We start from the raw sequence: 15,069 nt of genomic DNA on the forward strand, positions 1-15,069 counted from the left end.
GCTGGCCACGGTAGTCACCGAGCCTCAGTAGTAGGCGTTTGTGGTATCCGAGTGGTCGGTGATGTCCCGGATGCCGCTGAGCTCCGGAATACGCTCCTTCAGGGTCTTCTCGACGCCGTCCTTGAGCGTGATATCAACGGCCGCACAGCCCTGGCAACCACCACCGAAGGACAGCACGGCGACCTGCTCCTCAGTCAACTGCACCAGGCGAACCTCGCCGCCATGCGCCGCCAGGCCAGGGTTGATCTCGCTGTACAGGACATAATTGACCTGATCCTCGAGCGGGCTGTCGGCATTGACCTTCGGCATCTTGGCATTGGGGGCCTTGATCGTCAGCTGCCCCCCCATGCGGTCGGCGTTGAAGTCGACCACGGCCTCTTCGAGGAAGGGAACGCTGTTGCTGTCGAGATAGACGGCAATCTTCTCGAGCTCGAGACGCTGGTCACTTGGCTCTTCTTCGCCGGGCCGGCAATAGGCCAGGCAGGTCTCGGCGTAGGGCGTGCCCGGCTGGGTGATGAAAATGCGTACCGCTATCCCCTCGACGTTCTGCTTGGCCAGCAGTTCGGCGAGGTAATCCTGGGCACTGTCGGTGATCTGGATGCTGTCACTCATGATGCTCTCACTGTTCTGGCCCCGACCCGCCATTCATGGGGAGCGGAGTCGAGTTGTCGGGATTTGCCCTCATGGTAAGCGAGCCTTGCCGCCAAGACAATCCCGAGTGTTTTGGTGGGTCTTTCCCGCCCTGCCGCTGACGGCCGGCATTTGCTACCATGTCGCCCCATCCGGCTCCCCGCACAAGGCGGATGCCGCATGGCACAGCCCATAACAACGCTCGATTCACGACTTGCCGGAGATCTTCCCGACCCATGGCCGACGTTTCCGTAACCTCGCTTGCGACGCTTACCGATAGCCTCTCCAGCCGCATTCTGATGCTGGATGGCGGCATGGGCACCATGCTGCAGAATGCCGACCTCAGCGAAGCGGAATTCCGCGGCGAGCGCTTCAGCGACTGGCCGACCGACCTCAAGGGCAACAACGACCTGCTCGGCCTGACCTGCCCGGACCTGGTGACGCGCATCCATCGGGAATACCTGGAAGCCGGCGCCGACATTGTCGAGACCAACACCTTCAACAGCACGCGCCTGTCCCAGGCGGACTATGGCATGCAGGAACTGGTGGTCGAGCTCAACCGGGAATCTGCCCGCCTCGCCCGCCAGGTCTGCGACAGCGTGGCGCGGCAAACCGGCGTGCCACGCTATGTGGCCGGCGTACTGGGGCCGACCTCGCGCACCGCCTCACTGTCGCCGGATGTCAACGACCCGGCCATGCGCAACGTCACCTTCGATGAGCTGCGCGACAACTATCAAGAGGCCGCCGACGCGCTGATCGAAGGCGGCAGCGACCTGATCCTGATCGAGACCGTCTTCGACACCTTGAACGCCAAGGCGGCTATCTTCGCCCTGGAGGAGCTCTTCGAGGCGCGCGGCGAGCGCGTGCCGGTGATGATCTCCGGTACCATCACCGATGCCTCCGGCCGTACTCTGTCAGGCCAGACCACCGAGGCCTTCTGGAATTCGGTGCGTCACGCCCGGCCCCTGTCGATCGGCCTCAACTGCGCGCTGGGCGCCGCCGAGCTGCGCCCCTATGTCGAGGAGCTGGCGCAGAAGGCCGATACCTTCGTGACCGCCCACCCCAATGCCGGCCTGCCCAACGAGTTCGGCGAATACGATCAGACCCCGGACGAGATGGCGGCAATCGTCGCCGAGTTCGCCACCAGCGGGCTGGTCAACATCATCGGCGGCTGCTGTGGCTCCACTCCGGAACACATTGCGGCCATTCACCGCGCCATCCAGGGCGTCGAGCCGCGCCGGATTCCGCCACGCGACCGGGCGTGCCGTCTGTCGGGCCTGGAGCCCTTCAACATCCAGCACGACTCGCTGTTCGTCAATGTCGGCGAACGCACCAATGTCACCGGTTCAGCGCGCTTCAAGCGCCTGATCAAGGAAGAAGACTTCACCACCGCCCTGGAAGTCGCCCTCGAGCAGGTCGAGAACGGTGCTCAGGTCATCGATATCAACATGGATGAAGGCATGCTGGAGTCCGAGGAAGCCATGGTGCGCTTTCTCAACCTGATTGCCGGCGAACCCGACATCGCCCGGGTGCCCATCATGGTCGACTCCTCCAAGTGGGAGATCATCGAAGCGGGCCTGAAGTGCATCCAGGGCAAGGCCGTGGTCAACTCCATTTCCCTGAAGGAAGGCGAGGACGCCTTCCGCGAGCAGGCCACCCGGTGCCGACGCTACGGCGCCGCCCTGGTCATCATGGCCTTCGACGAACAGGGCCAGGCCGATACCTTCGCGCGCAAGACCGAAATCTCTCAGCGCGCCTATCGCCTGCTGGTCGATGAAATCGGCTATCCGGCCGAAGACATCATCTTCGACCCCAACATTTTTGCCATCGCCACCGGCATCGAGGAACACGACAATTATGCCGTCGATTTCATCGAGGCCACGCGCTGGATTCGCGAGCATCTGCCGCATGCCATGGTTTCCGGCGGCGTGTCCAACGTGTCCTTTTCGTTCCGCGGCAACAACGCCGTGCGCGAGGCGATTCACTCGGTATTTCTCTATCATGCCATTCGTGCCGGCCTGAGCATGGGCATCGTCAATGCCGGGCAACTGGCCGTCTATGATGACTTGCCCGATGAGCTCCGCGAAGGCGTCGAGGATGTGGTGCTCAATCGCCGACCCGATGCCACCGAACGGCTGCTGGAACTGGCCGACCGGTACAAGGATGACGGCAGCGGCGCCACCCAGAAGGAAGACGCGGAATGGCGCAGCTGGGAAGTCGAGAAGCGCATCGAGCACGCGCTGGTCAAGGGCATCACCGCCTACATCGAAGATGACACCGAGCTCGCCCGCCAGCGTGCGCAGCGTCCGATCGAGGTCATCGAGGGCCCGCTGATGGATGGCATGAACGTGGTCGGCGACCTGTTCGGCGACGGCAAGATGTTCCTGCCCCAGGTGGTCAAGTCGGCGCGCGTCATGAAGCAGGCCGTGGCCTACTTGATTCCCTATATCGAGGCCGAGAAGAGCGAGGACACCCAGGCCAAGGGCAAGATCGTCATGGCTACCGTCAAGGGCGATGTCCACGATATCGGCAAGAACATCGTCGGTGTAGTCCTGCAATGCAACAACTACGAGGTCATCGACCTCGGCGTGATGGTGCCGGCCGAGAAGATCCTGCAGACCGCGCGCGAGGAGAATGCCGACATCATCGGGCTGTCCGGCCTGATCACGCCCTCCCTGGACGAGATGGTGCATGTCGCCAAGGAAATGCAGCGCCAGAACTTCGACATCCCCCTGCTGATCGGTGGCGCCACCACATCTAAGGCGCATACCGCGGTCAAGATCGAGCCGGGTTACGAGCATCCGGTGATCTATGTCACCGATGCCTCACGCGCCGTGGGGGTCGCAGGCAGGCTGCTGACTCCGGGGCTCAAAGCGGATTACATCAGTGACATCCGCGACGAGTACGAAAAGGTGCGTGAGCGCAACGCCAAGCGCCGTCCCAAGGCCGCCGAAATCAGCTATGACCAGGCCCGCCAGCACAAGCCAGCCTTCGACTGGCAGGCGTATACGCCGCCGCGCCCGGTCCTTTCCGGCCTCAAGACATTCAGCGACCAGCCGCTGGCACCATTGATCGAGCGTATCGACTGGACGCCTTTCTTCATGAGCTGGCAGCTGGCCGGCAAGTACCCCCAGATTCTCGAGGATGCCAAGGTCGGCGAAGCAGCCCGCAACCTCTTTGATGATGCCCAGACCATGCTGCGGTACCTGGTCGACGAGCGGCTGATCCAGGCTCGCGGGGTCATCGGCATGTGGCCGGCCAACAGCGTGGATGACGATACCATCGAGGTCTACGCCGACGAGTCACGGACTCGGGTGGCCGAGCGGCTGCAGCATATTCGTCAGCAGACCACCAAGAATCGCGAAGGCGTCTGCTACAGTCTGGCCGATTTCATCGCGCCCCGGAGCACGGGACGGCCGGACTGGATCGGCGGCTTTGCGGTGACCGCCGGCCACGGGGTGGAAGCGCTGGCCGAGCGTTACAAGGCTGCCGGCGACGACTATAACGCCATCATGGTCCAGGCCCTGGCCGACCGCCTGGCCGAAGCCTTCGCCGAGTACATGCACGAGCGCGTGCGCACCGAGTACTGGGGCTATGCGCCCGAGGAGGCACTGGACAACGAGGCCCTGATCGCTGAAAAGTATCAGGGCATTCGCCCGGCGCCCGGCTACCCGGCCTGTCCAGATCATACCGAAAAGGCCACCCTCTTCCGTCTGCTCGAAGCCGAGCGGCACACCGGGCTCTCCTTGACCGAGAGCTTCGCCATGTGGCCCGCGGCCGCCGTCTCCGGGTGGTATTTCGCGCATCCACAGTCAAAGTACTTCTCCACCGGCCGCATCACCCGCGATCAGGTCGAGTCTCTGGCCAAGCGCAAGGACATGACGCTTGGCGAACTGGAACGCTGGCTGATGCCAGTGCTCTCCTACAACCCCAGCTAACCATGGCCGGATGTGCCAGCACAGGACCACAGCGCCGCCAGCTCGATAGCCGGCGGCGGACCATTCTGCGCCTTGCCCTGCCGATCATCGGCGGGATGCTCAGCCAGAGCCTGCTCAATCTGATCGATGCCGCCCTGGTGGGCAGTCTGGGCGAGATTCCGCTGGCCGGTGTGGGAATCGGGGGTTACGCCACCTTCTTGATCACGGCCATGGTTTTCGGTCTTTCATCGGGGGTTCAGGCCCAGACCGCGCGGCGCCATGGCGAAAAGGCCTGGGCCAGTCGCGCCATGGCCCTCAACGCTGGGCTCGTAATGGGCCTGGTGATCGCAGTGCCGCTGACCTTGGTGTGCCTGTGGCAGGCCCCACGGCTGATGGCCTGGATCAATCAGGACCCGGCGGTGAACGCCGAAGCCGTCAGCTACTTTCGCTGGCGCGTGGTGTCCCTGACGCCGGTGGCCCTGATCTTCTGCTTTCGCGGCTACTGGAACGGGATTCAACGTACCGGCCTGTATCTGCGCATCATGCTGATGATGCACCTGGTCAACGTGCTGGCCAGTATCACCTTGATATTCGGTTATCTGGGGCTGCCGACCATGGGCGCTGCCGGCGCCGGGGCCGGTACGAGCCTCTCGCTGTTTGCGGGACTGGTGGTATGGGCCGGCTATAGCCGTCGACATGCCAGTGTCAGTGGCTTTTTGGTGAGCTGGCCGGACCTCACGACCTTTCGCACCACCCTGCGCCTGGCGGCGCCGCATTCGTTTCAGCAACTCTGGTTCGCCGCAGGCTATGCGGTACTGTTCTGGATTCTCGGGCAGATTGGTACCGGAAGCGTGGCGGTCGGTCATGTGCTGGTCAATCTGTCCTTGATGCTGATCCTGCCCGGCGTGGGCCTTGGCATGGCGGCCATGAGCCTGGTCGGTCAGTCGCTTGGCCGGCGGGATGGTCGCGAGGCCAAACGCTGGGGCTGGGAGGCAGTGCGGGTGGCCGTTGTCTGCCTGACACTGCTCGGTCTGCCTCTGTTGATCTTCCCCGAGCTGGTGCTGAGCTGGTTTCTGCATGACAGCCAACTGATTGCCCTGGGCAGCCGGCCGCTGCAATTGACGGCAATGATGATCATGCTGGACGCCGCAGCCCTGGTGCTGGCCCAGGCCCTGCTGGGCGCCGGTGCCAATCGAACCGTCATGTTGACAACGCTTACCCTGCAGTGGCTGCTGTTTCTGCCTGTGGCCTGGTGGGTGGGGGTGCATCTGGCATTCGGGCTACTGGGTATCTGGTGGGTTCAGTTGGTCTATCGAGTGATCAACTCCCTGGTATTCGCCCTGATATGGAAGCGCCAACGCTGGACGAGCGTGGCTCTCTAGCCCGAAAGCGCTAGTCTTAATTCCATTTTGCGCATGAAATATGCATATTTATTCTTTTATCGTATAAAAAGAGGCCGGTAGACTAACCAGACTGTGCCACTTTCCTATTAAAGGAAGGCGTCGAATGTATCGCTATGATAATCATGACCAGAGCCTGGTAGATGAGCGTGTCGCGCAATTTCGCGACCAGATGCGCCGCTACCTGGAAGGCAGCCTCAGCGAGGAGGAATTTCTCCCCTTGCGTCTGCAGAATGGTCTCTATGTGCAACGTTATGCCCCCATGCTACGTATCGCGATCCCCTACGGCATGCTGGCTTCCTACCAGTTGCGCAAGCTGGGTGAGATTGCCGCCCGCTATGACCGTGGCTACGGGCACTTCACCACGCGCACCAACCTGCAATTGAACTGGCCGAAGATGGAGGATGTTCCCGATATCCTCGCCGACCTGGCGAGCGTGCAGATGCACGCCATCCAGACCAGCGGCAATGACATCCGCAACACCACCACCGACCAGTTTTCCGGGATCGCCGCCGATGAACAGGTCGATCCGCGTCCCTGGTGCGAGTTGATCCGCCAGTGGTCGACCTTCCACCCAGAATTCGCCTACCTGCCGCGCAAGTTCAAGATCGCCGTTACAGGTGCCGAGGAAGACCGTGCCGCCATCCAGGTACACGATGTGGGCCTGCACTTGTGGCGTGACGAGGCCGGTGAAGTCCGCGTCAGGGTACTGGCCGGCGGCGGGCTGGGCCGCACGCCGATGATCGGCAGCGTGATCCACGAGGATCTGCCCTGGCAGCATCTGCTGACCTACCTGGAGGCTCTGGTGCGGGTCTACAACCAGTTCGGGCGGCGCGACAACAAGTTCAAGGCGCGTATCAAGATCCTGGTCAAGGCGCTGGGCGCCGATGAATTTCGCCGCCGGGTCGAGGAAGAATGGTCCCATCTCAAGGACGGCTCTCAGACCCTGAACGACGAGGCCATCGATGCCGTGGCGGCGCACTTCGTCGAGCCACCCAGGCGCGAGGTGTCGCAAAGCGCCATTGAGCACTATGAGCAGCTGAGAGCGGACAACCGCGCCTTTGCCCGCTTTGTCACCAACAACGTGACGGATCACAAGGTACCCGGCTACAAGGCCGTGACCCTGTCGCTCAAGCGCCATGATCATTCGCCGGGTGACGTCACCTCGGACGACATGAGCGCGGTCGCCGACCTAGCGGATGAGTTCGGCTATGGCGAGCTGCGGGTCACTCACGAGCAGAACCTGGTGCTGACCGATGTGCCCGTGGATCAGATGGAGGCGCTCTGGCAACGCCTGGAAGAGCTCGGCATGGCCAACCCGACCGTGGGCACACTCGCCGACCTGATCTGCTGCCCCGGCGGTGATTACTGTTCGCTGGCCAATGCCAAGTCGATCCCGGTGGCCCAGGAGATTCAACAGCGCTTCGAGGACCTGGACTTCCTGTACGACCTGGGGCCCCTGGAGCTCAATATCTCGGGCTGCATGAACGCCTGTGGCCACCATCATGTGGGTCACATCGGCATTCTGGGCGTCGACAAGAAAGGCGAGGAGTATTATCAGATCTCGCTGGGCGGCAGCCAGGGCAATGAATCATCGCTTGGCAAGATTCTGGGGCCCTCCTTTTACCGTGAAGATGTCACCAATGTGATCGACAAGCTGTTGAAGGTCTATGTCGGCGAACGCCAGGCAGATGAGACCTTTCTGGACACCTACCGGCGGATCGGCCTGAAACCCTTCAAGGAGCATGTATATGCCTGATCAGCAACGCTGCCTGATTGTCGACGGCGCGGTGGTACCGGATGAGTGGAGACTGCTCGGAGAAGCAAGCGAGCGCCCTGCGGATGAGCCCGTGATCATGCCACTGGCGGACTGGCAAGCGGCCCGCGAGGCAACCACGGCTCCCCTGCTGGCCAGTGACACCGTCCTGACACCGGAGCTAGTCGCCGAACTGGTCGAGGCGCCGCTGATTGCCATCGACTTTCCCAAGTTCACCGATGGCCGGGGCTACAGCCTGGCGCGGTTGCTGCGGGAACGACATGGGTATCACGGACAGATCCGCGCGGTCGGCGATGTCCTCATCGATCAGTTGTTCTACATGTCACGGTGTGGTTTCAACGCCTTTTCCCTGCGCGAAGATCAGCTCGCCGACGACGCCCTGAAGGCATTGAATACCTTCAGCCGCAGCTATCAACCGGGCACCGATACCCGGGAGCCCCTTTTTCGTCGTCGGCTGCGCGAGAGAAACCCTCAACGCAGCGTGGCCTGATGCGCCGGACAGCACCAGCTGCGACGGGGGGGTGCCGGCCCGGAGGCCTGCACCCCTCCTTGTTCACCGACTGGGCGCCGACCCCTTCTACCCTCGCCGCTTCTGCTGACGCTCCCGGTTGGCCGCCCTGGCCCGTTCACTCTTGCGCAGCATTACCCAGGTAGCGCCGATGCCCCCGTCGGCCTGTGCCGCCGAGGTGTAAGCCTGAACCTCTTCCAGGGCACTCAGCCACTTGGCCAGATACGAGCGCAGCACATTGGCCGCACTGTCGATCTCCCTGCCCCGACCATGCACGATCAATACCGAGCGCAGATCGCTGTCGCGGGCTTCACACACAAAGATCGGCAGCGCACGGCGGCATTCGTCAAGCGGTCGTCGCAGCAGGTGCAGGCTCGCCTGGGCGGGATAGCCGCCATGGCGCAAGCGATCGACGACACCGTGCTGAATGCCGTCACGACGCCATTCCAGCGGGTCATGCGGGGGGATGAGGTCGACAAAATCATCGGATAGGCCCCATGCAGTCGAGGTCTCGGCCTCGGCACTCTGGCGCCGCGCCAGCTGCGCTTCACTGGGACTGCTCGGCGGACGCCCCGGATCCGCACGGTCTCGCCCGCTGCGAAGGGGTTCTACATCTTCCATCAATGCCCGAAAATCCAGGTTCTCCTGCTTTGATGCATTCATGCGACACCTCCGGCGGGCACACCAACTGAAATATTGTGCCGATCATGTTAGCGTTCCCGGCCACCGGATCAACCCCGCGTGATGAAGGAAACATGACAACCTTTTGCCTCCACGGCGCTGTGCTGCCGGGAACGCCCCTGACAGATCGGGAGCTCTAGATGCGCCGGAAGACGGGCTTTGCTATCACCGCAGGACTCGCCACTTTGCTGATCACTGCCGGCATCTTCTTCTGGCTGGTGTGGTTGAGTCCCTGGACCTATCAGCGCCCGGCCTCCCTGCCGGAGGTATCCCCCGGACCTCATCAGGTCTTTGTTTACGGCACCCTGCGACATGCCAGCGTGCGCTGGATTGTCTACGGACGCAGCGGTTCTCCTTCAGCTGCCACGCTCGAGGGCTATGAGCGTAACGATCTGGACCTGATCCGCGCCAGGGGTGCCAGTGTCGAAGGCCTCGTCTTGACGGTCGACCGCCGGGAGCTAAAGCGGCTGGATCGTTACGAACGCCTGGGCATTCGGTACTCGCGAGAGCGGGTGGAACTCGGCGATGGCCAGCAGGCCTGGGTCTACCAACGCCTGGATGACTGAATGCGCGTTAATCCGCCTCCGGTGCAAGTTGTTTGGCAACGTAGATAACGGTATAAATAACATACCGGCATAGCCGACAAGGCGCCTTGCCTGTAGGCTGAAGACATGGACGACTCACTGACCCTGCTCGAGATGTTCACCCGACTTTGCGCCGCTGCCGGGCTGGCGCTGGTGTTGGGCTGCGAGCGGGAATTCCGCCGCAAACCGGCGGGACTGCGTTCCCATATGCTGGTGGCCCTGGGCGCCGCGGCCTTTCTGCTGGTCGGCCTGGAAATCCTCCAGGCCACCGGTGGAGGCGACCCGGCGGCTCGGATTGACCCGACGCGCATCGTTGAGGGCGTGATCGGCGGCATCGGCTTTCTCGGCGCTGGCAGCATTATCCGTAGTGGCACCAATGTGCAGGGCATCACCACGGGAGCGTCGATCTGGCTGGCGGGTGCCATCGGCATCGCCGCCGGCGTGGGCGATCTTGCGCTGGCCGCGATGGTCACCCTGCTGGCCCTGATCATCATGACCCTGCTGGGCGCCATAGAGCGCGCCCTGCCGTGGCACAAGCGGGATGACTGAGCCCCCCGGAGCTGTTGTGGGCGTCTGTGCCCCCGGCCTACAATAGACGGAGCGTTGTTCATCACACTTGAGGCCACTGGATGCTGACCCTGTTGCACAATCCGCGTTGTTCGAAGTCCCGTCAGACGCTGGCCTTGCTCGAGGAGCGCCACCTCGACATGAGAGTACGCCGCTATCTCGACGAGCCCCTCGATGAAGCAGAATTGAGAGCCCTGCTGACGCGCCTCGAAGCGGATTCAGCCGCACTCGTGCGCACCCAAGAGCCCGAATGGAAGCAACTTGGTGCCGATCCCCATGACGCCGAGCAGGTCATTCAGGCCATCGCAGCGCACCCACGGATCCTTCAGCGACCGATCGCCGATGACGGTCAGCGCGCCATCATCGGTCGCCCGACGGACGCTGTGCTGAGCCTGCTTGACGGGACGACCGCTTGACTCGCTTATTCAACACAGGAAGCTCCATGTCTGCCAATCCTTATGTACTGATTCTGTTCTATTCACGCCAGGGGGCGACACGTGCCCTGGCAGAGCGCATTGCGGCCGGCGTGGAATCCATCTCCGGTATTGATGCCCGCCTGCGTACCGTGCCTCCCGTGTCGACCACCTGTGAAGCGGTCGACCCGGAGGTTCCCGAACAGGGCGCCGTTCATGCCGACCTAGATGACCTGCGCCATTGCGCGGCCCTGGCCCTGGGCAGCCCGACACGCTTCGGCAACATGGCGGCGCCGCTGAAATACTTTATCGACAGCACCAGTGAACTCTGGCTGGGAGGTGCCCTCATTGACCGCCCCGCTACGGCCTTCACCTCCACCTCCAGCCTACATGGCGGCCAGGAAACCACCCTGATCTCGATGCTCCTGCCCTTGTTGCACCATGGCATGATCTATGTCGGGCTTCCCTACAGCGAGATCGAATTGACCCGGACCCAGGGTGGCGGCACGCCCTATGGTGTCAGCCATCTGGCTGGCACTCGCAGTGACCGCCCGCTGGATGACCATGAACGGCAACTAGCGTTTGCCCAGGGCCAGCGTCTCGCTCGCCTGGCGCTTTCCCTGGACCTCCAGGCCGGGAGCAAGGCATGAAGCGTTGGGTGAATGCTCTCGAGGCCCGGCAGGGTCTGGATCGACTGGTGACAACCAGCCGCCGGCTGGTGATCGGCAGTTATGCCATACTCGTGATACTGATGGTCTACCGCGGCCTGGTGGTCGACAGCGACACCGGCCGTATCGGCCCCTGGATCGCCTTTGTACTTCCGCTGGCGCTCTTCCTGCCCTCGATATTCGCTAGGCGAGCCCGCGGCCACGCCTGGCTGGCCTTTGTCAGTCTGCTTTACTTCGCCCAGGGCGTCATGGTCGCCAGCCTACCGGGGCAGGTCATCCGGGGCATCACGGAAGCCGTTGTGGCACTGGCGCTGTTTGCCGCCTGCACCGGCTACGCCCGCTTCCGCAGTCGTCAGGTCAAGAATGCCCAGGCGGGTTCACAGTAACTCATTCGTTTTTCTGTCGGGAGGACACCATGACACGCGAGATTGCCGACATCAGGCGCGAGTATGAAGGAGGAAGGCTTGAAGAGGATCAGGTTCCGGAGCAGCCCATGCCCCTCTTCAATGACTGGCTAGCCCTGGCACTGGACAGCGAAGGTGACGATGGCAATGTCATGACACTGGCCACGGTGGACAGCCAGGGAATGCCCCATGCCCGCATTGTCTTGCTCAAGGACGTCAGCGACACCGGGCTGGTCTTCTACACCAACTATCAGAGCCACAAGGGCAGCGAGATCGCCAACTCGCCCCATGCCGCCCTGGTCTTCTGGTGGCCGACGCTGGGGCGCCAGGTCCGCATTGAGGGTAGCGTCGACAAGATCAGCGCCGAGGAGTCCGACCAATACTTTGCCAGTCGTCCACGGGCCAGCCAGCTCGGCGCCTGGATTGCCACCCAGAGCGTGGTGATTCCCAACCGGAGCTGGCTCGAGGAACGAGAGCAACGCTTCCAGCATGCCTATCAGGGTCAGGATATCCAGCGCCCCGGCCATTGGGGTGGCTATCGGGTCGTGCCGGGGATGATTGAGTTCTGGCAGGGCCAGCCCAGCCGCCTGCACGATCGCATCCGCTACGAGCGGCGCGGCAACAGCTGGCAGCATTTTCGCCTGGCCCCGTGACTCTGGTCACGCCTCGAAGGCCGCCGCCTCCAGGCGGTGGCGCTGCCACTCGCTGCCAGGTTCATTGAGGCGCAGGAACGCATCCACCACTTGCTCTTCCATGTTGTATCGCTGACGAAAGCCCAGGTATTTCAGCAGTGATCGCATGGGCCGATTGTCGGCCATGATCTGACCGACCATTTCCAGGGTCCCGACGCTCTTGCTGTAACGGATAATGCGCTCCATCAGCAGCTTGCCGATACCCAGCCCCTGCAGGTCATCACGGATGATGATAGAGAATTCGGTGCGGATATTGTCCGGGTCGTTCCACACCCGGACGACGCCCAGCATCTCCTTGCTGCCATCCTGCAAGGGATGCTCGGCAATGAAGGCCATCTGACGGTCATAATTGATGTGGGACAGCATCGACAGGTCCCGTTGGCTCAGATCCGACTTGTGGTGGAAGTAGCGGAAGCGGATGCTCTGCTCGGAAAGCCGACCATGAAACCGGGCAATCATCGGCGCATCCTCGGCGCGAATCGGCCGCACCTCCACCTCCCAGCCATTGCGCAATGTCACCCACTCACGCAGTTCTTCCGGATACGGCATGATGGCAAAACGTGCCGGTTTGCCGAGATCCATGGCGAAGTCCACTGCCATCAAACCATCCCGGTTGAGCAGAATCGGATTGAGCTCCAGTCCCTGCAGGTTCGGCAGGTCACTGGCCATCTGCGACAACTTGACCAGCAGTTCACCGATACGCGTCATATCGCGCTGCGGATCGGGAGAGTGCTCACGGATCAGGCGAGCGGCATGGGTTCGACCGACCACATCGGCCGCCAGGGACATGTTGAGCGGTGGTAGCGCCGCTTGGCGATCGGCGAGGATATTGACCTTGTAGCCGCCAATGCCGAAGACAACCAAGGGGCCGAATACCGGGTCCCGGGTAATCCCGGCGCATAGCTGCATCGAGTGCTTGCCGCGCTGCATGGCCTGCAGGCAATACTCACGAATCTCCAGGTCCGGAAACTTCTCCCGCACCTTGTTGCCCAGTTGCGTGACGCCCAGGGCAACCTCCTCGGGTGTCATCAGGTCCTGAAGCAAGCCGGCTGACAGCTTGTGCGGGTGACGACGATAGCGAAAGGGGCGGCAATTGCCGTCATGCACGACCTTCAGGGCCATGGGTCCCGGGAAGTCACCGGCCGCATGGAGCGCCTCTTCTGCGCCGGATAGATAACGGCTGTGCGCCGCAGGAATACCATAGGCCTCTAGCACCCGGGCCACCTCGGAATGATACAGGGTTTCCCGCGACTGGGCCTGCGCCTCCTCGATCAGCTCGCGGCATGCCTGGCGGCTCGCCGCTGGCGTGGAAAACGTCAGACTGGGCGGCGTCTCATGCAGTAGGGCCTGCACCCGCTGATAATCCACCATGTGCATGAAGGCCTTGACGGCCTTTTCCGGCGAAATATAGGTGGGAATCCCGGCTTGATTGCACTCATGCCGGGCCGCTAGCGCTTCGCCCAGGCCCATCCAGCTGGTCAAGAGGTTGCGTCGAAAGCGCTTGCGGGCCTCGATGACCGCACGCGCCGTTTCCAGCGACGGGGCCAGCCGGGTTGGCGCATGGACGACCAGCACGGCATCGACGCCCGGGTCGGCGGCCACCAGCTCCAGCGCCTCAACAAAGGCTTGAGGCGTCGCCATGCCCCCCAGGTCCACCGGGTTTTCACCGGGCTTGCTGCGATCCTGGTGCTCTTCTTGCAAGCGGGCCCGGGTTTCAGGCTCGAACTCGGCCAGCCGCCCCCCGGCGTTGATCAACTTGTCGATCGCCAGCATGGCCGGCCCCAGGCCATTGGAGACAACCGCCAGCCTGTCACCGCGCAACGGCTTCATGCGCGACAGGGTTTCCAGGGCATCGAAGAGCTCATCGGAATCATTGACCCGGACGACACCGGCCCGAGCGAAGGCGGCGGCGAATACCTGATCGCGGTTGGCAATACCGGGAGTGGAAGGCAATCCGGAAATATCCGATTCAGCCGTCCGCCCACTCTTGATGGCCAGCACCAGACGATGTCGTGAGGCGTCACGCAAGGCCGTCATGAAGTGCTGTGCATCGAGGATGTGTTCCAGATGCAGCAGAATGGCCTGGGGAGGGGAGTACTGGTTGATGTAATCGATCAGATCCGGCAGCAGCACATCGACGCTGTCGCCCAGTGTCAGCAGATGTGAGAAGCCGATCTCGCGCCCCGCGGCCCAGTCGATCATGGCATTCCCCAGCATGCCCGACTGCCCCAGATAGGCCACCCGGCCACGCTTCACCGACCGTCCGGAACAGGAGGCATTGAGGCGCCGTCCCGGCACGATGAGCCCCATGCATTCCGGCCCCAGAACACGGACGCCCGATGCCCGTGCCGCCCCGAGAATGCGCTCCCCGATGGATGGCCCCTCCTCGCCCGCTCTGCGCGGATGAGGGCCGCCGGAAAGCACCAGCGCGGCACGTGTCCCATGTCGGCCCAGTGCCTCGACCATCTCGGCAACGTCATCGATGGGCGAGCAGACCACGGCCAGATCGGCTACCCCGGGCAGGTCATCGAGACGATTGAAGCATGGCACCCCCAGCAGGGGCTGCGGCGCTGTGTCACTGAGCGTATCCTCGCTCCATGCCCAGATCGGACCCGTGAAGCCCCCTTCCAGCAGATTGCCGATCACCACGCCGCCCATGGATTGGGGCTTTTCAGACGCCCCCACGACGAGGATACTTCGCGGGTCGAAAAAATGGTTCACAAAACGAGTGCTCATCGGCGACTCCTCTGGATGACGGGGCTCCGGCTGGTCTATGTCCACTCGGGCGCTCTGCCGACGGCTTACGACCTATGGCCACTTCCATAGAG

13 protein-coding genes are annotated in these 15,069 nt (G+C 62.7%); 10 read left to right on the forward strand and 3 right to left on the reverse strand.

Features of this window, described 5'->3' with window-relative positions; genetic code table 11:
- Nucleotides 1-24: 24 nt before the first annotated feature.
- The gene (gene nfuA / locus QWY74_RS11735) at nucleotides 25-612 is read right to left on the reverse strand and encodes a Fe-S biogenesis protein NfuA (RefSeq protein ID WP_264825832.1); all 588 of its coding nucleotides are present in this window, start codon (nucleotides 610-612) and stop codon (nucleotides 25-27) included.
- Between the two features lie 254 nt (nucleotides 613-866).
- On the opposite strand from nfuA, the gene metH reads away from it, so the two are divergent.
- The 4 genes from metH (at nucleotide 867) to QWY74_RS11755 (ending at nucleotide 8,214) form a co-directional block, all read left to right on the forward strand.
- The gene (gene metH / locus QWY74_RS11740; RefSeq protein WP_264825833.1) at nucleotides 867-4,568 is read left to right on the forward strand and encodes a methionine synthase; all 3,702 of its coding nucleotides are present in this window, start codon (nucleotides 867-869) and stop codon (nucleotides 4,566-4,568) included.
- 2 nt (nucleotides 4,569-4,570) lie between these two features.
- Entirely contained in the window at nucleotides 4,571-5,929 is a 1,359-nt protein-coding gene (locus QWY74_RS11745; RefSeq protein ID WP_264825834.1) for an MATE family efflux transporter, read from the forward strand.
- A gap of 124 nt (nucleotides 5,930-6,053) precedes the next feature.
- Entirely contained in the window at nucleotides 6,054-7,706 is a 1,653-nt protein-coding gene (locus tag QWY74_RS11750) for a nitrite/sulfite reductase (protein WP_264825835.1), read from the forward strand.
- Nucleotides 7,699-8,214, forward strand: coding sequence for a DUF934 domain-containing protein (locus QWY74_RS11755; RefSeq protein ID WP_264825836.1), 516 nt, complete (start codon nucleotides 7,699-7,701; stop codon nucleotides 8,212-8,214). Before QWY74_RS11750 ends, QWY74_RS11755 begins: the two co-directional genes overlap by 8 nt.
- A gap of 87 nt (nucleotides 8,215-8,301) precedes the next feature.
- Here the strand turns inward: QWY74_RS11755 and smrA are convergent, their stop codons facing one another.
- On the reverse strand, nucleotides 8,302-8,895 hold the full coding sequence (gene smrA, locus QWY74_RS11760) for a DNA endonuclease SmrA (RefSeq protein ID WP_264825837.1): 594 nt from the start codon (nucleotides 8,893-8,895) through the stop codon (nucleotides 8,302-8,304).
- 158 nt (nucleotides 8,896-9,053) lie between these two features.
- On the opposite strand from smrA, the gene QWY74_RS11765 reads away from it, so the two are divergent.
- The 6 genes from QWY74_RS11765 to pdxH all read left to right on the forward strand — a co-directional run bounded on the left by QWY74_RS11765 (nucleotide 9,054) and on the right by pdxH (nucleotide 12,202).
- The gene (locus QWY74_RS11765; RefSeq protein ID WP_264825838.1) at nucleotides 9,054-9,479 is read left to right on the forward strand and encodes a gamma-glutamylcyclotransferase family protein; all 426 of its coding nucleotides are present in this window, start codon (nucleotides 9,054-9,056) and stop codon (nucleotides 9,477-9,479) included.
- Nucleotides 9,480-9,584: 105 nt separating this feature from the next.
- Nucleotides 9,585-10,046: an MgtC/SapB family protein gene (locus QWY74_RS11770; RefSeq protein ID WP_264825839.1), complete on the forward strand. Its 462-nt coding sequence runs from the start codon at nucleotides 9,585-9,587 to the stop codon at nucleotides 10,044-10,046.
- An 80-nt stretch (nucleotides 10,047-10,126) separates the two neighbouring features.
- The gene (locus QWY74_RS11775; protein WP_264825840.1) at nucleotides 10,127-10,480 is read left to right on the forward strand and encodes an ArsC/Spx/MgsR family protein; all 354 of its coding nucleotides are present in this window, start codon (nucleotides 10,127-10,129) and stop codon (nucleotides 10,478-10,480) included.
- A gap of 26 nt (nucleotides 10,481-10,506) precedes the next feature.
- Complete coding sequence (gene wrbA, locus QWY74_RS11780; RefSeq protein WP_264825841.1) at nucleotides 10,507-11,127, forward strand: NAD(P)H:quinone oxidoreductase; 621 nt, start codon at nucleotides 10,507-10,509, stop codon at nucleotides 11,125-11,127.
- Nucleotides 11,124-11,531, forward strand: coding sequence for a DUF2069 domain-containing protein (locus QWY74_RS11785; RefSeq protein WP_264825842.1), 408 nt, complete (start codon nucleotides 11,124-11,126; stop codon nucleotides 11,529-11,531). The genes wrbA and QWY74_RS11785 overlap by 4 nt, the downstream gene beginning before the upstream one ends.
- Nucleotides 11,532-11,560: 29 nt before the next feature.
- Entirely contained in the window at nucleotides 11,561-12,202 is a 642-nt protein-coding gene (pdxH, locus tag QWY74_RS11790; protein ID WP_264825843.1) for a pyridoxamine 5'-phosphate oxidase, read from the forward strand.
- A 6-nt stretch (nucleotides 12,203-12,208) separates the two neighbouring features.
- Here the strand turns inward: pdxH and QWY74_RS11795 are convergent, their stop codons facing one another.
- Entirely contained in the window at nucleotides 12,209-14,977 is a 2,769-nt protein-coding gene (locus QWY74_RS11795; protein ID WP_264825844.1) for a bifunctional acetate--CoA ligase family protein/GNAT family N-acetyltransferase, read from the reverse strand.
- Nucleotides 14,978-15,069: the final 92 nt, after the last annotated feature.

The sequence above is a fragment of the Halomonas almeriensis genome (genome assembly GCF_030409235.1).
GTDB classification, from domain to species: domain Bacteria; phylum Pseudomonadota; class Gammaproteobacteria; order Pseudomonadales; family Halomonadaceae; genus Halomonas; species Halomonas almeriensis.